This window comes from Roseateles terrae (assembly GCF_014192155.1).
GTDB classification, from domain to species: domain Bacteria; phylum Pseudomonadota; class Gammaproteobacteria; order Burkholderiales; family Burkholderiaceae_C; genus Roseateles; species Roseateles terrae.
In genome coordinates this window covers 62,751-81,837 of record NZ_JACHXO010000003.1, presented here as the reverse complement: position 1 = coordinate 81,837, position 19,087 = coordinate 62,751, and the positions used below count along the sequence as shown (strand labels likewise).

Genomic DNA, 19,087 nt, shown 5'->3' with positions numbered 1-19,087 from the left:
CAAAGCGGGTCCGTTGCGTGCGGATTCCACAGGAGCCTGCCACCCTGCATGAGGGGGAAGGGGCGGAGCAGCCCCAAGGTCAGGGAGGGGCGCCAGATAATCGAGCGCAACATCATGGCCCTCTTCAACTCCCTGCGCAAACTCCTCTCCTCGCCTGGTGACCGTCCCGCTGCGCCGGGGTCGGAGACCGGCGCGCCGTCACGGCTGAGCGGTCCGCCCAGCGAGACCGGCTCTTCCAGCGTGCCCGGACCGCACAGCCCGTCGGGACCGTCTCAGGCGCCGTCCATGGCCGGCGACCCGTCGCCAGGGCTGGACGCCATCGGCAGCCAAGGCGCGGCCCTGCAGGCCACGCCGGAGTGGTTGCAGTTCAGCGCCCGTCTTTTCGGCTTCCAGCGCCTGCGCGATGTGCCGCCGCATCCGCAGGAAGCCCCGCTGCTGCAGCGCCTGCAGGCGCGCTCCGGCCCGGACTGGGCCGACCTGCTGCCGCGCCTGCCCGCCGTGTTGCCGCAATTGCTGCGCCTGATGCGGCGCGAGAACCTCTCCTCCCGCGAGCTGGTGGACCTGCTGTCCCGCGATCCCAGCCTCGTGGGTGAGCTGATGCGCATGGCCAACTCAGCGATGTACCGCCCCGAGCGGGAGATCACGGATCTGGCCAGTGCCGTCATGGTCATCGGTCACGAAGGCCTGAACCAGGTGGTGCTTCGCGTCACCCTGCGACCGATCTTCAACCAGGAGCGCCAGGGCCGCTTCAGCCGCCAGGCCGGCACCCTGCTGTGGGAGCTCGGCGAGCGCTGTGCATTAGCGGCAATGCGCCTGTCGCCGCCCGGGGATGAGCGTTTCCCGGCTTACCTGGCCGGCCTCGGTGCTCAGGTCGGCATGATGGCGCTGCTGCGGGTGCTCGACGGTCTGCCGGTGGGCCAGCGCCCCGCGCTGGACCGCGAAGGCCTGCATCGTCAGCTGCTGCCGATGTCCTGCGAATGGTCGGCCCGCATCGTCACCCACTGGGGCTTCCCCAGCCGCGTCGCGGAAGCCCTGACCCAGCGTACGGGCCAGGGTGCCGAGTCGGCGGTGCTGTCCGAATGGGTGCGGGTGGCGCATGCCGTTGCGCTGCGCCATCTGATGCAGCCGGGCCTGACCGCCGCCCAGCTCGGCGACTGGTCGCCCGCGCACCAGCAGGCCTATGCCGCGCTGGAAGAGCGCTTCAATGCGTCGGGCGACGCGCCAGCCACGCCGACAGCAGGCTGAACAGCGCTTCAAATGCCAGTGCCAGGCCGGCGGCCGGCAAGGCGCCGGCGAGCAGCAGGGCCGGATCGTTCAGGGCCAGCCCGGTGACGATGCGCTCACCGAAGCCTCCGGCGCCGATGAAGGCCGCCATCGTGGCGGTCCCGACCGACAGACTGGTGGCCGTGCGCACGCCGGCCAGCATCACCGGCAGCGCCAGCGGCAGCTGGATGAAGCGCAGCACCTGCAGGCGTCGCAGCCCCAGCGCCGTGCCCGCGTCCAGCAGGCCGGCGGGCACTTCGTCCAGTCCCACGGTGCCGTTGCGCAGGATGGGCAGCAGGGCATAGAGCGACAACGCCACCAGCGCCGGCCCGGAACCGATGCGGCCCATGGCCCAGATCAGCACGGCCAGCAGGGCCAGCGAGGGCACCGTCTGCAGCAGGGCACAGGCCGCCAGCAACGCGCCGCGCCAGCGCGGCCAGGGATGCAGCAGCAGCGCCAGCGGCAGTCCGATCACCGTCGCAAGACCGACGGAGACCAGCACCAGCGTCAGATGCTGCCAGGCCAGCCGCGGCAGGTCCGCACCCGCCAGCCGTGACCACAGCGTCGCTGCGTCACTGCGGGGGCCGGAGGCCGCCTCGCTGGCCGGGAGGCTGGCGGCGTTTGAATTCCCGGCATCCGCAGCCGCGGTCCCCGTGCCCGCAAACTTGCCGGCCAGAAACGCCGCCGCGATCCGGTCGAACGGCTGCGACTGCAATTCCGCCTGGGCATTCATCGCGATCATGGCCGGCTCGTGGATGCGGCCGCGCAGGGACTGCAGCGCCTGCCAGGCCTTCGGATGCTGCGTTGGCAGGTTCAGGCGATAGAGCAGCACGGCGTCATAGCGCGGAAAGTAGCCGGCGTCGTCTTCGAGCACCACCAGTCCCTGCGCGGCGATCTGCGCATCGGTGGTGTAGATGTCGGTCAGGTCGATCTGTCCATGGGCCAGCGCCTGATAGGCCAGGCCGTGGTCCAGTCCTTGTGGCCGCTGCGGCAGTGCATAACGACGGGCCAGACCCGGCCAGCCGTCGGCGCGCCCGATGAACTCATTGCTCAGGCCGAGCCGCAGCGCTGGATGGTCCTTGAGCTGCGAGAGCCGGGTCAGGGACAGCCGGCGTGCCGCATCCCCGCGCATGGCCAGCGCATAACCATTGTTGAAGCCCAGCGGCACATCCGCGCCCAGCCCCAGCGGCCGAAGCGCTTCGCGCAATTGCGCCAGCGTGAGACCAGCATTGCTCACCGCTCCCCGCTGACCGAGGATCTCCCGCTCGATCGTTCCGGTGTACTCCGCATAGACATCGATGCTGCCGGCCTTGAGCGCGGCCAGCACGATGGCGGTATTGCCCAGCCCCTGACGCACCTCCACCCGCGCGGCGGGATCCTGCGCGCGCACCGTCTGGGCGAGCACCTCTGCCAGGATGTAGCTCTCGGTGAAGCGCTTCGATCCGATGCGCAGCGGCTCGCCTGCGCCAGGAACGGGCGACGTCGCCAATGTCGTCGAAGCTGCTGATGCGACCGAGGCCGGCGATGCGACCGACGCCGGCGATGCGGGCCTGGATTCGGCAAGCGCCATCGGCACATCCGCCAGCAGACTGACGACTCCCGCCAGCGCCAGCGTCAGGATCAACCTAAGCAGTGGGTGCTCCCCATCCCAGCGGGTCGTCCTGCTGAATCACCACGGTACTTTCCATCATCACGTAGGCATGACCTTCATGGAGGGACAGCACCTGTCCGTCCTGTTCCAGGCGCACCGTGCCGTCGAGCGAAAAATCTGCGTGCACCGTGCCGGCAGCTGTGTCCAGCCACAGCGGTCCGGGTCTCACCTTGCCCAGATGCGCCAGCGAGACCACCACGCCGATCATCGCGGCTGCGCTCAGGCCGAGATAACCGCCATGGTCGAAAAACAGCACCCCCGCCTGACTGCCGGGACGTTCGGGTTCGGTGAGCAGCGCGCCCACCAGACCCTCATGGCCGCGCGGGGCGGTCACCAGGGCACGGCGCCAGGCGTCGTGGTGGGTCTGCAATTCTTCCTGACGCTGCACCATCGTCACGCCATACAGGGCCGGTCCGCCGCTCACCACCACACGGGTTGGCGCGCCGCCGGTGTGGGCGTCCACCACGCGGGTGGTGGTGTCCAGTCCTCCGGGCAGCACGCCCGCGGGCAGGCCCAGCGGAAGGGCGGAAAGCGTCATGCGGTCACCTGTTGGGCAAACTCACGAAGGGCGTCGATCAAGGCATCGGAGGCCTCGGCCGCAGCCGGGCCGTCCCCGCCGGCAATGGCCTCGGCCAGGCGCTGATGGCAGCGGGCCCCGACAGAGACGTCGCCATGGTGCCGGTAAGCGTACCAGAAGCGTCGGCACTGGATGATCATCGGCATCACCGCCCCGGCGGCGAAGCGGTTGCGGCAGGCCGCGTGGTTGATCCGGTCCAGCACCTGATCCACCTGCATGTAGGCGGCCAGATCCTTGCGCTGCGCCGCGTCGGCCATTTGCGCCGCGCAATCCAGCAGTGCCTGGCGCTGCGCCGGGGTCGCGCGGCGGGCGGAGCAGCAGGCAATCAGCCGCTCCAGCGGACGCCGCGCATCCAGCAGGTCGAATTGCTCGGTCACCTGGATGTCGCTGACCCTCATGCCGCGCCGGGGCAACTGCACGATCAGCCCGTGGGCCACCAGCCGCATCAGCGCTTCTCGCGTGGGCGTGCGCCCCAGACCAATGCGGGCGATCAGCTCGGACTCCACCACCGGCGTGCCGGGACGCAGTTCCAGGGTGGCGATCATGGTCTCGATGGCATCAAACGCCTGGTCCGCCTGGCGCCGCTTGTCCTGTTCTAGTTGTTCGAGGGTGTCTGAAGTCATGGGTCGGCATCATCGCAGCAGCTCCCCGGGGCCCCGGACCGCTGCCGCTCCTCGCTTCCCCCGGGTTGACGACGCCGGACGGCCCCGCTTTTGAGGTTTCGGGGTTTCCGATGGGGCCGCCCGATGAATCCGCGAAAGCCGGGTCGCGGGCGGCATGGACCGGACGCATACAATCACCGGTTCCTTCGTCCAGCGGCGGGTGGGCGCCTTTGCCGATCCGCCGCCGTGGCGACCCATTTCTGAGGGATATCGACGTGTTTATTTCCAACGCTTACGCCCAGACTGCGACTGGCTCCGACCCGACTGGCGGCTTCCTCGGCATGCTGCCGCTGGTGCTGATGTTCGTGGTCATGTACTTTGTGATGATCCGTCCGCAGATGAAGCGTCAGAAGGAACATCGTGCGCTCGTGGAAGCGCTGGCCAAGGGTGACGAAGTCATCACCAACAGCGGCATCCTGGGCAAGATCAGCAAGGTCGGCGACACCTACCTGACGGTCGAGATCGCGTCTGGCGTGGAAGTCCAGGTGCAGCGCTCGGCCGTGCTGCAGGTGCTGCCGAAGGGCACCGTCACCAAGTGACGGACCTGCCGGTCCCTCGCAAGACCGGCTTTTCATTTCAGGACCCGGCCCGTGCCATGAGCACCGGCCGGGTTCCGCTTGAGGTGGCGGCGTCGGACGCCCCGCCTGGTTGTCAGAGGATGTCCTCATGAACCGTTACCCGCTCTGGAAATATGCGGTGCTGCTGGTGGCCCTGCTGGTGGGCCTCATCTACACCTTGCCCAACCTGTTCGGCGAAGCGCCGGCGGTGCAGGTGTCGAGTGCCAAGGTCACGATCAAGGTCGACGACAGCGTCCGCCAGCGTGTGGAAGAGGCGCTGGCCAAGGCCGGCCTGAAGCCGGACTTCGTGCACCTGGAGGGCACCTCGGTCCGCGCCCGTTTCGGGGACACCGACAGCCAGCTCAAGGCCAAGGACGTCATCTCGCGCGAGCTCAACGGGGCCGAAACCGGCGAGCCGCCCTACATCGTCGCCCTCAATCTGGTGTCGCGCTCGCCCGAGTGGCTGACCGCGCTGCATGCCTACCCGATGTATCTGGGCCTGGACCTGCGCGGCGGTGTCCACTTCATGATGCAGGTGGACATGAAGGCGGCGCTGACCAAGCGCGCCGACTCGCTGGCCGGCGATGCCCGCACCCTGCTGCGTGACAAGAACATCCGCCATGCCGGCATCAGCCGGGATGGCAACAATGTGGTCATCAACTTCCGCGACGACGCCACCCGCACCCAGGCGCTGGATGCCCTGCGGAACATGACCAACGAATTCGCCTGGACCTCCTCGGGCGACGGCAGCGAACTGCGCCTGACCGGCGCCCTGACGCCGGCCGCCGTTATCGCCGTCCAGGACGCCGCCATCAAGCAGAACATCACCACCCTGCACAACCGGGTGAATGAACTCGGCGTGGCCGAGCCGGTGATCCAGCAGCAGGGTCGTGACCGCGTCATCGTCCAGCTGCCGGGCGTGCAGGACACCGCCAAGGCCAAGGACATCATCGGCCGCACCGCCACGCTGGAGCTGCGCATGGTGGACGAAAGCGCCGAAGCCCAGGCCGCCCTCGGCGGCAGTGGCCCGGTGCCCTTCGGTTCCGAACGCTACATGGAACGCGAGCGCAACGGCCAGCTGGTGCCCATCATCGTCAAGCGCGCCGTGGTCATCACCGGGGACAACCTGGTCGATGCGCAGCCGGGCTTTGACGAATCGCACCAGCCTTCGGTCAACCTGACGGTGGACGCCAAGGGCGCCCGCATCATGAAGGACGTCTCGCGCGAGAACATCAACAAGCGCATGGCCATCATCCTGTTCGAGAAGGGCAAGGGCGAGGTGGTGACGTCGCCGAAGATCAACAGCGAGCTGGGCAGCCGTTTCAACATTACCGGTTCGATGACGCCTCAGCAGGCCAGTGACACCGCGCTGCTGCTGCGCGCCGGCTCCCTGGCCGCGCCGATGGACATCATCGAAGAACGCACCATCGGACCGAGCCTGGGCAAGGACAACATCGAAAAGGGCATCCATTCGGTGACCTGGGGCTTTGTGGCCGTCGCCGCCTTCATGTGCCTGTACTACATGATGTTCGGTGTCTTCTCCGCACTGGCACTGGGCTTCAATCTGCTGCTGCTGCTGGCGGTGCTGTCGCTGATGCAGGCCACGCTGAGCCTGCCCGGTATCGCGGCCATTGCGCTGGTGCTGGGCATGGCCATCGACTCCAACGTGCTGATCAACGAGCGGGTGCGGGAAGAGCTGCGGGCCGGCATGGCGCCGCAGCAGGCGATCCACATCGGTTACGAGCGGGCCTGGGCCACCATCTTCGACTCCAACGTCACCACCCTGATTGCCGGCCTGGCCCTGCTGGCCTTCGGCTCCGGCCCCATCAAGGGCTTTGCCGTGGTGCACTGCCTGGGCATCGTCACCTCGATGATTTCGTCGGTGATGTTCTCCCGCGGCCTGGTCAACCTCTGGTATGGGCGTCGCAAGCGCCTGAAGGGGGTGTCCATCGGCACCATCTGGAAACCCACGGCTGAGCCGGGCACCGCGGCCGCCGCGGAGCCCGTCAGCAGCGAAGCCAATGAGGTGGCAAAGGCCCGCTGAGGCCTTTGCCCCTCCTCCCGCACTCACAAGCGAGCGCACACGCCATGGAATTTTTCCGAATCAAACGGGACATCCCGTTCATGAAGCACGCGTTGATCTTCAACGTCGTGTCCTTCCTGACCTTTGCCGCTGCGGTGTTCTTCCTGCTGACCCGCGGGCTGCACTTCTCCATCGAATTCACCGGGGGCACCTCGATCGAGGTGGCCTACGCCCAGGCGGCGGACATCAACAAGACCCGTCAGGTGGTCGAGCAGATGGGCTTCGGGGAGGTGCAGGTCACCAACTTCGGCACCGCCCGCGATGTGATGATCCGGCTGCCGGTGCGGGCGGACGTCAAGCAGGACGTCATCGTCACCAAAGTCTTCGATGGCCTGTGCAAGGCCGAGAACGGCACGGTGGAGCAGCATCAGTCGGTCACGCCGCAAGGCGAAGCCATCAGCAAACCCACCTGCGTGGCCGGTCAGGGAGCGGGCCAGTCAGAGCCCGTGTCGCTGTCCAAGAGCGAGCTGATCGGCCCGTCGGTGGGCGCCGAGCTGGCGACCAACGCCGCTTACGCGCTGGCGGCCACCGTCATCGGCATCATGCTGTACCTGGCCTTCCGCTTCGAGTGGAAGTTCGCCGTGGCCGGCATCATCGCCAACCTGCACGACGTGGTGATCATTCTGGGCTTCTTCGCCTACTTCCAGTGGGAGTTCTCCCTGGCGGTGCTGGCGGCGGTGCTGGCGGTGCTCGGTTATTCGGTCAACGAGTCGGTGGTGATTTTCGACCGGGTCCGGGAAGCGTTCCGCAAGTACCGGACCTTCAATACCCATGAAGTGATCGACCACGCCATCACCTCCACCATCAGCCGGACCATCATCACCCACGGCTCCACCCAGATGATGGTGCTGTCGATGCTGCTGTTTGGCGGCCCGACCCTGCACTACTTCGCCGTCGCGCTGACCATCGGCATCCTGTTTGGCATCTACTCCTCCGTGTTCGTGGCCGCCGCCATTGCCATGTGGCTGGGTGTCAAGCGCGAAGACCTGGTGAAGGCGTCCGCCAAGCGGGAGGATCCGGACGACCCCAACGCAGGCGCGGTGGTGTAGTAGAGTCAGCCGCAGTTCTCCACTCTCTTTCTCGATGACCGCCGCAGACGCTCGTTCACAGGCACTGGCTTCCCAGGCGCGGCGCGTTCACACGGAAGTGCTGCTGCGGGGCCTGCCGTCCGTCGTGGCCACGCTCACCTCGGCGGTGCAGGACCTGCTGTCCCAGCCTGCCGAGCACGCGCTGCAGATGGCCCGCCGCGACGCTTTTGAAGCGTGGCAGCGTTGTGCCACGCCCTGGCACGCCCGCCTGGGCAAATCGCTGCGTCATGTGTATCACCACGGCCCGGGCGATTCGCGGTCGGCTTCGCTGTCCAGCCGTCCGCAGAATCTGTCGTTGGTGGATGACGACACCATCGAGCGGGAAATCATTGCCTCCCGTCTGGCCCTGGCGATGATGGACAAGGCCAGCTGGGAATTCAGCGACCTGCGCAACCGCATGCAGCGGCTCGAAGGCCTGGAAGACCTCCCGCACCAGGATCTGCTGCGCGGCCAGGTGCTGGCCCGTCTGGTGCTGGACGCCTGGTTCGAAGCCGGCCTTACCAGTTCGGTCTGGCAGATGCTGCAGCGCCCGCTGCATCAGGAACTCTCCCAGCTGCTGAGTGAGGCCTATCACGATGCCAACCACCTCCTGCTTCAGCAGGGCGTGATGCCGGAGGTGGACCTGCGTCCGCTGATCCGGCGCAATGCGTCTGCGCTGCCGCCCTCGGCAGCGTCTGGTGCGCCCGGTGCTCCCGGTGTTCCTGGCGCGTCAGCCGCGCATGGTCCGGGGGCCTCGTCCCCCAGCCATGCGGCAACCGTGGCCGCCGGGATCGCGCCGCCCAGTGCGACGCAGATGGCCGCCAGCGGCCCACCGGCCGTGGCGCCCGTCACCCAGTCGGCCCAGCAGGTCATGGCCCAGCTGCAGCGGGTGCTCGCCCGGCATGTGCCGGAGCTGGCCCGCGCGCCCGCAGCGTCCCCGCCGTCCGCGGCCTACGGCAGTGCCGCCGCAGCCGCAGCCGCACCTACCATGCCTGCGCGGCCGTCCCAGATGGGCGGTCACCTCGGCGGCCGACCCACGGTCCACGGGGGCAGCCCCAGCCAGATGGGCGCGCCGATGTCCCGCCACTCCCAGCGTCTGGGAGCCGCCATCAACATGGCCCAGGAAACGGTGCAGCGCCGTGCGGAGCAGGCGGAAGCGCCCGGCGTGGACATCCAGATGACCGCACCCCAGGCGCTGGACGAAATCCGCCAGCGCAATCAGGTGCTCAAGTCGGCGCTGAAACAGGCCGCCGACACGCCCGCGGAACGCGCCACCATCGAACTGGTGGCGTTGCTGTTCCAGGCCATCCTGCAGGAAGAGCGCATTCCGCCGGCCCTGCGGGTCTGGTTCGCCCGGCTGCAGATGCCGGTGCTGCGCGTGGCCATCAGTGAACCCGACTTCTTTGCCGCCGAAGACCATCCCGCCCGGCGTCTGATCGACCGCATGGGCGCCTGCGTGATGGGTTTCAGTGCCTCCGCCGCCGACATTGGCGACGCCCTGGAGCGCGAGATCAAACGGGTGGTCCAGGTGGTGGAAGCCTATCCGGACACCGGCCGCCGTGTCTTCCAGACGGTGCTGACCGAATTCGAGAAGTTCCTCGACCACTATTTCCAGCAGGAAAACGAAGTCTCCCGCAAGGGCGTTTCGCTGGCCCAGCAGGTGGAGCAGCGCGAGACGCTGGCCATCCAGTACACCATCGAACTGCGCAAGATGCTGTCCGAGGTGCCGGTGCAGGACGGCGTGCGCGACTTCCTCTTCCAGATCTGGGCGGACGTGCTTGCGGTGACCGGCGTGCGCTACGGCCCGCAGGCGGACCAGACCAAGCTGATGAAACGCGCCGCAGCGGACCTGATCTGGTCCGCCAGCGCGAAGGTCTCCCGCGAGGACCGTGCCGAAGTCATTCGCCGTCTGCCGCCGCTGCTCAAGACCCTGCGCGACGGCATGGGCCACGCCGGCATGACCGCCGAGCGTCAGGACGAGCAGATCCGCTCCCTCAACAATGCCCTGGCGGCAGCCTTCACCGCCAAGACGGCGGCGATTCCGCGCGAGCGGCTGGATGAGCTGATGAGCCAGCTCGAGACGCTGGAAGCGATGCTGCCCAGCACCGAAGCCGGCGTCGAGATCAACGAATCCCTGGTGCGGGACCTGTCCAGCCACGAGGTCGACGGCCTGGAAGTGGTGGCCGAAGGCGGCACGCCGCCGACACCGGCCATGCAGGCCTGGGCCCGGGAGCTGCAGGTGGGCAGCTGGTACATGCTGGACTACCGCAACCGCGTCGAGCCGGTGCAGCTGGTCTGGCGCGGCATGCGCCACCATCTGATTCTGTTCGTGTCGCCGCAGGGCCGCGGGGTGCTGTTCCAGCTCAACCGTCTCGGGGCCTTCCTGCAGGCGGGCCTGATGGTGCCGGCCCAGGACGAATCCCTCACCGTCAAGGCCACCCGCAACGCCCTGGCCAAGCTCGAAGTGGATCCCACGCGGCTGCTGGCCTGACGCTCGCAGCGCCCATGAAAAAAAGCCTCAGCGCAAGTCATGCCTGAGGCTTTTTGTTTCGTCTGATGCGTCTGTTTCAGTTGGACTGTGGCGCCATCGCTGCATCAAGCGCCACTGGATGCGCACGCGGTGCGCCAAAAGCCTGGGATCAGTGGATCAGGCGCTCTTCCGGCGCCACGAACAGCTCGTCCAGGATCAGTGCGTCCGGCTCTTCGCCCAGGCTCCAGAACACCATCAGCACGATGATCTTCAGGTCCTCCAGGTCCAGCGGACCGCCGGGGATGGCCATGGCGCGGTCGATGACCATCTCGCGCATGGCGGTGGGCAGAACGCCGGCGGAGGCAAGAAAACTGATGAAGCCCATCGAGGCGTCACCCAGGTGTTCCTGTTCGTCGCGGGAGTAGATGCGCAGGCTGCGCTCACCCGGTTCAGCGTGATGCGACTGCGCCGAGGCAGCCAACCCGTCCAGCCAGGACAGGGCATCACGGATCTCGTCGTCTTCGAACCCGACGGCTGACAGTTTCCGGGTCAGCTGGGCGTGATCCGGGCAGGCGTCCGGCCGCCAATAGGTTTCGTACAGATAGACGAGCACGTCAAACATGAGGGCACTATACCCCAGGGCCCCAAACCCCTCCGGAGCGAAATGAAAGGGCCCGCGCGCGGATATTCCCGGATCAGGCCCGGACCCGCCGCTGATACCGGGCGCCGGGCAGACGCGCCACCTGGCCGTCGAGTTCCAGATCGAGCAGGGCGGCGGAGAGTGATTCCACCGGCCAGCCGGTGCGCTGGCCGAGCTGGTCCAGCGTCAGGGGGTCATGGCCGAGGGCGCGCAGGACGGGGTGCTCCAGCGAGGGATCGGGCGTGTCGTCTGCATCCTCCAGCCGCGTGCCCAGCGTGTGGGCCGCCGGTCGGTCCAGCGGCGTTTCCCATTCGTCTACCGGCGTGCCCTCGCAGGCCGCGTCGGCAGCTTCGTCGCTGGACGCGCGGGATGGTCCGGCCGGGTTGGAGGCCATGAAGCGCCGGGAAGCGTCAGGCTTGCCATGGCCGGCGCCGCCCGGTGCGGTGCCAGCCGCAGGGGTCATCGGCGGCAGCTCACACAGCAGGTCGTCCAGCGTCTGGACCAGACAGGCCCCCTGCTTGAGCAGATGATGGCATCCACGGGACTGCGCCGCATGGATGGAGCCTGGAATCGCAAACACCTCCCGCCCGGCCTCGCTGGCCATGCGCGCGGTGATCAAGGATCCGGATTTCATGGCCGCCTCCACCACCAGGCAGCCTTCCGCCAGCGACGCAATGATGCGATTGCGCTGGGGGAAGTTGGGCGAGAGCGGCGGTGTGCCGACGAAATACTCGCTCACCAGCAGCCCGCGCCGGCTGATGTGCCGGGCCAGCGCTTCATGCGACAGCGGGTAGACCTGATCGATGCCGGTGCCCAGCACGGCGATGGTGCTGCCGGCGGTGTTGAGCGCCGCCTCATGCGCCGCGCCGTCGATGCCGGTGGCGAGTCCGGAGACCACACAGAAGCCTGCGTGACCCAGTCCGGCGGCGAACTGACGGGCGTTGTCCTCCCCTTGCGGGGTCGGATGACGGCTGCCCACCACCGCCACCGCACGCCGGCCGAGCAGTTCCCGACGTCCGTCGAGATAAAGCATCAGCGGCGGGTCCGCGGTGTGGAGCAGGGCAGGGGGGTAGTCGGGGTCGCCCAGCAGCAGGATGCTGTGGGAGGGGGCGGCGTCCAGCCACGCGAGGGTGCGTTGCCAGACCTGTTCCAGCTTGGGCGGGCCTTCCCGCAGGCGCTGGGCTTCGGCTGCGGTGATCAGACCCGTCCAGCCGGACGGGCCCGCCTTGAGCACCGCGGCGGGGTCACCGTGGCGCGTCAGCAGCCGCCGTGCAGCGGCGCGTCCGACGCTGTCCAGCAGATGCAGCCAGGTCCGAAGGTCCTCGTGCTGCATGGCTGTTGGCGCCGGAGGGTCACACCGCTAGGGCTGCTGATTCACGCAACGATCACGTCTGGGATCGCGCCTGGGATCAGGGCTGAGTGATGCGGTCGCCCGCCGTCACCGGCTCCTGCACCGTCAGCACCAGAGCGTACGAGACCCGGTCAAAGACCTGGAACACAAACGCAGTGCCGTGACGCTCATCCGGCAGGCGGATGAGGTCCTTGGTGGCCGTGGTGGTGTCGCGCACCGTACGGCCGGAGCGCCACAGCGCCAGCACGTGACCCTTTTCCATGCCGTCCGCGCTGCCGCGGTTGATGGCCACGATCTGGTTCTGGCCGGCATTGATCGCGTCCCCGTAGACGGACACCACGAAGCCGTCCACCGGATTGGCGGGGGCATGCGGCACATAGCTGGTGTAGCCGCGCGCCGGGATGGGAGCCAGACGGTCGCCCACGTTGACTTCCTGGCGAACCAGGCCGATCTTCAGTGTGGTGGGCACTTCATTCGCGCCGCCGGCATTGCTGCCCGGACGCACGACATCTGCCGTGCCGACGTAGGCGGCTTCGTAGCCCAGCACTTCCTTGGTGACCGGATCCACCAGCGGCTTGGCCTGACGGAAGATGCGGTATTCGGTGTCGCCGTTGGTGAACTCACCGCGGGCATAGGCCAGTTCACCCTTGGCCATCATCACCCGGTTTTCCTGAGCCGCCACGACGCGCGGCGCGGTAGCCAGTTCGTCGGTGTTCAGGATGATCGCTTCGTTCAGGAACGGCTCGATCAGGTGCTGCGGGATGGAGGTGATGGAGCCATCATCCAGGCCGGTGGAGCGCACGCGCGGCGACAGCTTCACGTCGCCGTTGGTGCCGCCCACGTCGCGACCCAGCTGCAGACGGGCGCGGCCGTCCGCCTTGACCAGGAACAGCACCTGACCCGGATAGATCAGGTGGGGGTTCTTGATCTGGTCGGTGTTCATGCCCCAGAGCTCGGGCCAGCGCCACGGAGACTTCAGGAAGATGCTTGAGATCCCCCAGAGCGTGTCGCCGCGCTTCACCGTGTAGCTGTCCGGCGCATTCGGGGCCAGTTCCGACAGCGGAACGCCGGCCTGTGCCACCTTTTGAGCCGTGTCGCGCTGCTTGGGCGTGATGGGGTAGTCACCCGCGGCCATTGCAGGCGCGCAGGTGAGAGCGCCGGCGAGCAGCGCTGCATAAATGGTCGTCAAGCCCAGCGGCCGCCGTTGCGTCATTCCTTGTTCTCCTGCGCCGTAGTGAAGGCCCCTCGTGGCCAGTGGCGCTTTCAGCGAGCGAGCGGCAGTTGATCCCAAATCGGCGAAAATCCGCTGGTCGCTGGCGGCGATTCTGCCCAGATTCAGGGGTACCCGCAATGAAGGGAGCCGCCCCCGCTTGCAAGCCCTTACAAACCGGCGTTGTGTTGTGTCCACAAGCGCACACGTCCACATCATGTCCAAACTCAACATTCTTCGTTACCCCGATCCTCGACTGCATACCGTGGCTCAGCCCGTGGCCGTCGTGGACGACCGTATCCGTCACTTGGCGGACGACATGCTCGAAACCATGTACGCCGCCGAAGGGGTGGGACTGGCCGCCACTCAGGTGGATGTGCATGAGCGCGTTCTCGTGATGGATGTCTCGGAAGAACGCGATCAGCCGCTGGTGCTGGTGAATCCGGAACTGGTGTTCAAGAGCGATGACCTGATCGAAGGCGAAGAGGGCTGCCTCTCCGTCCCGACCATCTACGACAAGGTCATGCGCCATCGCAAGGTCACCGTCCAGGCCCTGGACCGCGACGGCCACACTTTCCAGTTCGATGCGGAAGGCCTGCTGTCCGTCTGCGTCCAGCATGAGATGGATCATCTGGCCGGCAAGGTGTTCGTGGAATACCTGAGCCCCCTCAAGCGGGAGCGCATCAAGACCAAGCTCGTGAAAAAAGCACGCGAAGACGCGAAGGTCCGTTGATGTCCGCGACGCCAGGCCAGCCCGAAGGTGCCGTGAATGATGTCTGGGCGAACGATCCTCCGGACGCGGGCGACCTGAGTGCCCTGCGCGGTTTGCGGGTTGGCTTCGCCGGCACGCCGGAATTTGCAGCGGTGGCCTTGCAGGCGCTGTTGACGGCCGGCGTCACCGTGCCGCTGGTGATGAGCCAGCCGGACCGGCCCGCCGGACGCGGCATGAAGCTGCAGGCGTCGCCGGTGAAGCAGCTGGCCGTGCAGCATCAGTTGCCGGTGGCGCAGCCCCGCAGCCTGCGGCTGGACGGCAAGTTCCCGGACGAAGCGCAAGCCGGCCAGGTGGCTCTGGAAGCCGCCCGGCTCGATGTGCTGGTGGTGGCGGCCTACGGGCTGATCCTGCCCCGCTGGGTGCTGACCACGCCGCGTCTGGGCTGTCTCAACATCCATGCCTCGTTGCTGCCACGCTGGCGTGGCGCCGCGCCGATTCACCGTGCCATCGAGGCCGGTGATGCGGAGACCGGCATCACCATCATGCAGATGGACGAAGGCCTGGACACTGGCGACATGCTGGTGGAAGCGCGTGAGCCGATTCATGCGGACGACACCACCGAGCGATTGCACGACCGCCTGGCGGTGATGGGCGGCCGGTTGATCCTCACTGCGCTCATCCAGGCGGCCACCGGGCGTCTGCAGCCGCGGCCGCAACCGGACGCAGGCGTCACCTACGCCCACAAGATCGACAAGGCCGAGAGCCAGATTCGCTGGGATGAGAGCGCTGCGCAGATCGCGCGCCGGCTGCGAGCGTTTGATCCGTTCCCCGGCGGTGTGGCGCAACTCGACGGCGAACCGCTGAAGGTATGGCGGGCCGAAGACATGGAGAGACCGACGGGCGCGAATGCCGCGCCTGGGGAGATCCTGTCGGTCTCGGCAGACGGCCCCGTGGTGGCCTGCGGACAAGGCGCGGTGCGCCTGCTGGAGCTGCAGCGCGCGGGCGGCAAACGTCTGCCCGCCGCCGCATTTTTGCAGTCGCGACCGCTGAAGGCAGGCGAGCGGCTTGGCTGACATATCCGGCCGCCCTTTGCTTTCTCGAAGTGGACCGTCGCTTTCATTCGTATAAAGCGAACCGATCGTCAGGTCCTTCCGACTTGAAGCCCGCCGCGTCGCCGTCACATGGTTCACCAGGACGGTGTACTGTCACCGGTGTCCGTGTCCGTGTGTTGTGAGGATTGAGGAGAGAGCCATGTTCAACCTGATGAAGACCGCCATCCTGATGGCCGCCATCACCGCGCTGTTTGTGGTGATTGGTTCCGTCATCGGAGGTCAGCAGGGCATGGTGATTGCGCTGCTGTTTGCGCTGGCCATGAACTTCTTCAGCTACTGGTTCTCCGACAAGCTGGTGCTGAAGATGTACAACGCCCAGGAGGTGGACGAGCGCAGCGCGCCGCAGTTCTACCGCATGGTGCAGGAGCTGGCCCAGCGCGCGCAGCTGCCGATGCCCAAGGTCTACCTGATCCAGGAAGACGCGCCCAATGCTTTCGCCACGGGCCGCAATCCCGAGAACGCTGCCGTGGCGGCGACCACCGGCATCCTGCGGGTGCTGAGCGAGCGGGAATTGCGCGGCGTCATGGCCCACGAGCTGGCGCACGTGAAAAATCGCGACATCCTGATCTCGACCATCAGCGCGACCATGGCCGGTGCGATCTCGGCCCTGGCTAACTTCGCGGTGTTCTTCAGCGGCCGCGACAGTGAAGGCCGGCCGGCCAATCCCTTGGTGGCCATCCTGGCGCCGATCGCCGCCAGCCTGATCCAGATGGCCATCAGCCGCGCTCGCGAATTCGAAGCCGACCGTGGCGGCGCGGAAATCTCCGGGGATCCGCAGGCGCTGGCCGCAGCGCTGGACAAGATCCACCGCTATGCTCAGGGCATTCCTCTGGAAACGGCCGAACGCCATCCGGAAACGGCCCAGATGATGATCATGAACCCGCTCTCGGGCGGGGGACTGCGCGGCCTGTTCAGCACGCACCCCTCGACCGAGGAACGCATTGCGCGCCTGATGGCGATGGTGCGCAGGTAACCGGACTCAAGGGGCGTCACGCCCGGCCGATATCGACATGATGAAGCTCAGTGCGCCCCTGTCCTTTCCCTTCGGTTCAGCCTCCGCGGCCCCTGTTTTGGCGTCATTGGCGTCTTCGGCGACTCTCTGCCGTCGCCTGGCGCTGTGGCCCGCCGCACTCGCGGTCGCGCTGCTGACGACGGGCTGCGACCAGCTCGGCATCGAAGACCCGGCCAAGGTGGCGGCGGCCAAGGAAGCCGAAGGCAAGGCCATCGGCGGTGCCTGTCGCAATGCCATGCGGGCCATCGAAGACTGCTATGCCCTGAACCCCAAGGCCCAGAAGGCCGCGGTGTATGACGGCTGGCGCGAGATGGACGAATACATGCGAGAGAACAAGCTGGAAGGCACCAAGCCGCTGGTGGCACATGGCGCCGCCAGCAAGCCGGCCGACAGCGCCTCCCCGTCCGAAGAAGACGAGCCGCCTGCCAAGGGCAAGGGTGACAAGGGCGACAAGGGCGAGAAGTCGGACAAGGCCGAGAAGCCCGAGAAGTCCGGCAAGGGCAAAAGCGGCAACTGACCCACCGCCTTTCCCGCTCGTCTGCACTTCGTCCCCGCGCTGGCGCAGTTCGTCACCCGGGGCTGGTCCCGACCCGGGGCCTGGGCCGAAGATGCGATCATTCCGAATCCAGGAGATCGCACTCATGAACAAGACCACACGCCGCTGCTTCGCCCTCACGCTGCTGGGACTGGCCGCCGCCGGCTCGGCCCACGCCTGGTCCTGGAGCTTTGGCGGCTCCCAGCGGGTGGAAGGCAATGGAGACGTGACCACCGAGCGCCGCGAGGTCGAAGGCTTTGAAGCGGTGGCCTTGTCCAGCAGCTTCAGGGTCATGGTCCGCCAGGGCAGCGCCGACAAGGTGGAGGTGCGTACCGACAGCAACCTGCTGCCGTATCTGGAAACCCGCGTGGTGAGCGGTCGCGCGGGCCGTACGCTGGAAATCTCCGCCAAGCGGGGCTTCCAGCTGAACAGTGGCACCACGCCCATCATCACCATCGACGTGCGGGATCTCCGCGGCGTGTCCATCAGCGGCTCCGGCGAGATCCGGGTGGAGGGCGTGAAGACCAGCGGGTCCATGGATGCCAGCATCGCCGGCAGTGGCGACATCCGGCTGATGGGCGTGGAAGCGGACCGTATCGGTCTGCGGGTGTCCGGCAGCGGGGACATCGCCGCCAACGGCAAGGCCGCCTCACTGGCGGTCAACGTCACCGGCAGCGGTGATGTGAAAGCCCGCGAACTCTCGGTGGAAGATGCCAAGGTCAGCATCGCCGGCAGCGGTGACGTGACGGTCCAGGCGCGTCGCCGCCTGGATGTGAGCATCGCGGGTTCGGGCGACGTCGGTTATGTCGGCAATCCGGAGATCAGCATGTCCAACGCAGGCTCCGGCACGGTCCGTCGTCTGAAGAACTGACGCACAGCGCAGGCCGGACCCTCACGACACGCTGCGCGGGAAGCGGCCCGCACTTCGGATGCGGGGCCGCTGTGCTTCTGGCGTGATGTCTTGATGCCGGCTCGAACGGCAATCGCACTGATGAAGGCCGCCCGCGCGGGGGGGCGCCACTCCGACGACGGGCGAATGTCGGAACTGTCCCCAATCCATCGTGGGCGACGGGCGACACCTCCTGCAGGCCAGGGCGGACAATCCGGGCATGGCCGACCACATTCCCGCGCACTGGCGACATCCTGAATTCCGGCAAGGGGCCCGCGACATGCTGGGCATTACCCTGGGCATTTCCGCCTGGGGGCTGGTGACCGGCGTGGCGATGGTCAAGAGCGGCCTGAGCGTCGGCATGGCGCTCTTTATGAGCCTGGTGGTGTTTGCGGGCAGCTCGCAGCTGGCCTCGCTGCCGCTGCTGGCCAGCGGCGCACCGCTGTGGGTGCTCTGGGCCACCTCCTTCTGCGTGAATCTGCGCTTCGTCATCTTCAGCACCCAGTGGCGCCACTATCTGGCACCGCTGCCTCGCGGCCAGCGTCTGTGGATGGCTTACTTCGCGGCCGACCTCAACTACGTCGCTTTCCTCAAGCGCTTCCCCGACATGAAGCCCGACCCAGAACGGCAGGTGCCGTACTTCTGGGGCGGGGTCGCCATCAACTGGTTTGCCTGGCAGGTGCCGGCGATTGCGGGCATCTTCCTCGCGGACCGCATTCCGACGAACTGGGGCCTGGGCTTTGCAGGCGTTCTGGCGCTGCTGGGGCTGAGTTATTCGCTGCTGGGCAACCGCAACACCTGGGTGTCGGCGGCGGTGGCCGCTTGCGCGGCGGTGGCGGCGTACGGCCTGCCGCTGCGGCTCAACATCCTGGTGGCGATTGCCGCCGCGGTGGCGGCGGGTCTCATGATGGAACGCTGGGCGCCGAACACGGACGGCCAGCGCGGGAGGGCTGCATGAGCCTCTGGGAAACCTTGCTGGGCATCGCCGGCATGGCGCTGATCACCGTGCTCACGCGCGGCTTCTTCCTCATACCCGAGCGCGAAGTGCCGATGCCCGACTGGCTGCGCGACGGCCTGCGTTACGCGCCGCTGGCCGCGCTGGCGGCGGTGATCGTGCCGGAGATCGTCATGACGCAGGGCGAGCTGGTCTCCACCTGGAAGGACGCGCGGCTCTACGCCACCGCCGTGGCCACGGCCTATTTCTTCTGGAAGCGCGGCATTCTCGGCACCATCGTCAGCGGCACCGTGGTGATGCTGGCCCTGCGCATCGGCCTGGGCTGGTGAGTCCCTGGTTTC

General features: G+C 67.3%; 18 protein-coding genes. 12 read left to right on the top strand and 6 right to left on the bottom strand.

Annotated features, from left to right (window positions below; translation table 11 throughout):
• The first annotated feature begins 114 nt into the window (after positions 1 to 114).
• Entirely contained in the window at positions 115 to 1,245 is a 1,131-nt protein-coding gene (locus FHS28_RS09610; RefSeq protein WP_184294479.1) for an HDOD domain-containing protein, read from the top strand.
• Here the strand turns inward: FHS28_RS09610 and FHS28_RS09605 are convergent.
• The 3 genes from FHS28_RS09605 to FHS28_RS09595 are packed head-to-tail and all read right to left on the bottom strand — an operon-like array spanning position 1,202 to position 4,114.
• Positions 1,202 to 2,833 carry a glycine betaine ABC transporter substrate-binding protein gene (locus FHS28_RS09605; RefSeq protein ID WP_088454583.1) on the bottom strand — a complete coding sequence of 544 codons (1,632 nt, stop codon included), beginning with the start codon at positions 2,831 to 2,833 and terminating at the stop codon, positions 1,202 to 1,204. The two genes, FHS28_RS09610 and FHS28_RS09605, sit on opposite strands and share 44 nt — an antisense overlap.
• A gap of 55 nt (positions 2,834 to 2,888) precedes the next feature.
• On the bottom strand, positions 2,889 to 3,452 hold the full coding sequence (locus FHS28_RS09600; RefSeq protein WP_088454518.1) for a proline racemase family protein: 564 nt from the start codon (positions 3,450 to 3,452) through the stop codon (positions 2,889 to 2,891).
• A complete protein-coding gene (locus FHS28_RS09595; protein WP_088454519.1) occupies positions 3,449 to 4,114 on the bottom strand; it encodes a GntR family transcriptional regulator in 666 nt (221 codons plus the stop codon). Before FHS28_RS09595 ends, FHS28_RS09600 begins: the two co-directional genes overlap by 4 nt.
• A 254-nt stretch (positions 4,115 to 4,368) precedes the next feature.
• On the opposite strand from FHS28_RS09595, the gene yajC reads away from it, so the two are divergent.
• The 4 genes from yajC (at position 4,369) to FHS28_RS09575 (ending at position 10,351) form a co-directional block, all read left to right on the top strand.
• Positions 4,369 to 4,692 (top strand): preprotein translocase subunit YajC, encoded by a 324-nt coding sequence (gene yajC, locus FHS28_RS09590; protein ID WP_088454520.1) that lies wholly within the window; start codon positions 4,369 to 4,371, stop codon positions 4,690 to 4,692.
• Between the two features lie 127 nt (positions 4,693 to 4,819).
• Positions 4,820 to 6,754 (top strand): protein translocase subunit SecD, encoded by a 1,935-nt coding sequence (gene secD, locus FHS28_RS09585; protein ID WP_088454521.1) that lies wholly within the window; start codon positions 4,820 to 4,822, stop codon positions 6,752 to 6,754.
• 44 nt (positions 6,755 to 6,798) lie between these two features.
• Positions 6,799 to 7,842, top strand: coding sequence for a protein translocase subunit SecF (secF, locus tag FHS28_RS09580; protein ID WP_088454522.1), 1,044 nt, complete (start codon positions 6,799 to 6,801; stop codon positions 7,840 to 7,842).
• A gap of 34 nt (positions 7,843 to 7,876) precedes the next feature.
• Positions 7,877 to 10,351, top strand: coding sequence for a DUF1631 family protein (locus FHS28_RS09575; RefSeq protein ID WP_088454523.1), 2,475 nt, complete (start codon positions 7,877 to 7,879; stop codon positions 10,349 to 10,351).
• Between the two features lie 148 nt (positions 10,352 to 10,499).
• Here the strand turns inward: FHS28_RS09575 and FHS28_RS09570 are convergent, their stop codons facing one another.
• From FHS28_RS09570 to FHS28_RS09555, 3 genes are all read right to left on the bottom strand, one after another.
• On the bottom strand, positions 10,500 to 10,952 hold the full coding sequence (locus FHS28_RS09570) for a Smg family protein (RefSeq protein ID WP_088454524.1): 453 nt from the start codon (positions 10,950 to 10,952) through the stop codon (positions 10,500 to 10,502).
• A 73-nt stretch (positions 10,953 to 11,025) separates the two neighbouring features.
• Positions 11,026 to 12,303, bottom strand: coding sequence for a DNA-processing protein DprA (gene dprA / locus FHS28_RS09560; RefSeq protein WP_088454525.1), 1,278 nt, complete (start codon positions 12,301 to 12,303; stop codon positions 11,026 to 11,028).
• 76 nt (positions 12,304 to 12,379) lie between these two features.
• Positions 12,380 to 13,534: a LysM peptidoglycan-binding domain-containing protein gene (locus FHS28_RS09555; protein WP_088454526.1), complete on the bottom strand. Its 1,155-nt coding sequence runs from the start codon at positions 13,532 to 13,534 to the stop codon at positions 12,380 to 12,382.
• A gap of 214 nt (positions 13,535 to 13,748) precedes the next feature.
• Between FHS28_RS09555 and def the strand changes: the two genes are divergently transcribed.
• From def to FHS28_RS09520, 7 genes are all read left to right on the top strand, one after another.
• Positions 13,749 to 14,264 (top strand): peptide deformylase, encoded by a 516-nt coding sequence (gene def / locus FHS28_RS09550; protein WP_088454527.1) that lies wholly within the window; start codon positions 13,749 to 13,751, stop codon positions 14,262 to 14,264.
• A 92-nt stretch (positions 14,265 to 14,356) separates the two neighbouring features.
• The gene (gene fmt / locus FHS28_RS09545; protein ID WP_088454584.1) at positions 14,357 to 15,316 is read left to right on the top strand and encodes a methionyl-tRNA formyltransferase; all 960 of its coding nucleotides are present in this window, start codon (positions 14,357 to 14,359) and stop codon (positions 15,314 to 15,316) included.
• A gap of 178 nt (positions 15,317 to 15,494) precedes the next feature.
• Positions 15,495 to 16,328: a zinc metalloprotease HtpX gene (gene htpX / locus FHS28_RS09540; RefSeq protein WP_088454528.1), complete on the top strand. Its 834-nt coding sequence runs from the start codon at positions 15,495 to 15,497 to the stop codon at positions 16,326 to 16,328.
• 37 nt (positions 16,329 to 16,365) lie between these two features.
• A complete protein-coding gene (locus FHS28_RS23860; RefSeq protein ID WP_221193862.1) occupies positions 16,366 to 16,884 on the top strand; it encodes a hypothetical protein in 519 nt (172 codons plus the stop codon).
• Between the two features lie 124 nt (positions 16,885 to 17,008).
• A complete protein-coding gene (locus FHS28_RS09530; protein WP_184294477.1) occupies positions 17,009 to 17,773 on the top strand; it encodes a head GIN domain-containing protein in 765 nt (254 codons plus the stop codon).
• 238 nt (positions 17,774 to 18,011) lie between these two features.
• On the top strand, positions 18,012 to 18,749 hold the full coding sequence (locus FHS28_RS09525; protein ID WP_088454530.1) for an AzlC family ABC transporter permease: 738 nt from the start codon (positions 18,012 to 18,014) through the stop codon (positions 18,747 to 18,749).
• Positions 18,746 to 19,075 (top strand): branched-chain amino acid transport AzlD family protein, encoded by a 330-nt coding sequence (locus tag FHS28_RS09520; protein WP_088454531.1) that lies wholly within the window; start codon positions 18,746 to 18,748, stop codon positions 19,073 to 19,075. The genes FHS28_RS09525 and FHS28_RS09520 overlap by 4 nt, the downstream gene beginning before the upstream one ends.
• Positions 19,076 to 19,087 lie beyond the last annotated feature (12 nt).

Coding starts and splice junctions, on each gene's coding strand:
- FHS28_RS23860 (WP_221193862.1), top strand. CDS start 16,366: ATGATGAAGCTCAGTGCGCCCCTGTCCTTTCCCTTCGGTTCAGCCTCC.
- FHS28_RS09600 (WP_088454518.1), bottom strand. CDS start 3,452: ATGACGCTTTCCGCCCTTCCGCTGGGCCTGCCCGCGGGCGTGCTGCCC.
- FHS28_RS09530 (WP_184294477.1), top strand. CDS start 17,009: ATGAACAAGACCACACGCCGCTGCTTCGCCCTCACGCTGCTGGGACTG.
- secD (WP_088454521.1), top strand. CDS start 4,820: ATGAACCGTTACCCGCTCTGGAAATATGCGGTGCTGCTGGTGGCCCTG.
- FHS28_RS09595 (WP_088454519.1), bottom strand. CDS start 4,114: ATGACTTCAGACACCCTCGAACAACTAGAACAGGACAAGCGGCGCCAG.
- FHS28_RS09525 (WP_088454530.1), top strand. CDS start 18,012: ATGGCCGACCACATTCCCGCGCACTGGCGACATCCTGAATTCCGGCAA.
- dprA (WP_088454525.1), bottom strand. CDS start 12,303: ATGCAGCACGAGGACCTTCGGACCTGGCTGCATCTGCTGGACAGCGTC.
- FHS28_RS09605 (WP_088454583.1), bottom strand. CDS start 2,833: ATGGCGCTTGCCGAATCCAGGCCCGCATCGCCGGCGTCGGTCGCATCG.
- htpX (WP_088454528.1), top strand. CDS start 15,495: ATGTTCAACCTGATGAAGACCGCCATCCTGATGGCCGCCATCACCGCG.
- FHS28_RS09570 (WP_088454524.1), bottom strand. CDS start 10,952: ATGTTTGACGTGCTCGTCTATCTGTACGAAACCTATTGGCGGCCGGAC.
- def (WP_088454527.1), top strand. CDS start 13,749: ATGTCCAAACTCAACATTCTTCGTTACCCCGATCCTCGACTGCATACC.
- FHS28_RS09610 (WP_184294479.1), top strand. CDS start 115: ATGGCCCTCTTCAACTCCCTGCGCAAACTCCTCTCCTCGCCTGGTGAC.
- FHS28_RS09575 (WP_088454523.1), top strand. CDS start 7,877: ATGACCGCCGCAGACGCTCGTTCACAGGCACTGGCTTCCCAGGCGCGG.
- secF (WP_088454522.1), top strand. CDS start 6,799: ATGGAATTTTTCCGAATCAAACGGGACATCCCGTTCATGAAGCACGCG.
- FHS28_RS09520 (WP_088454531.1), top strand. CDS start 18,746: ATGAGCCTCTGGGAAACCTTGCTGGGCATCGCCGGCATGGCGCTGATC.
- FHS28_RS09555 (WP_088454526.1), bottom strand. CDS start 13,534: ATGACGCAACGGCGGCCGCTGGGCTTGACGACCATTTATGCAGCGCTG.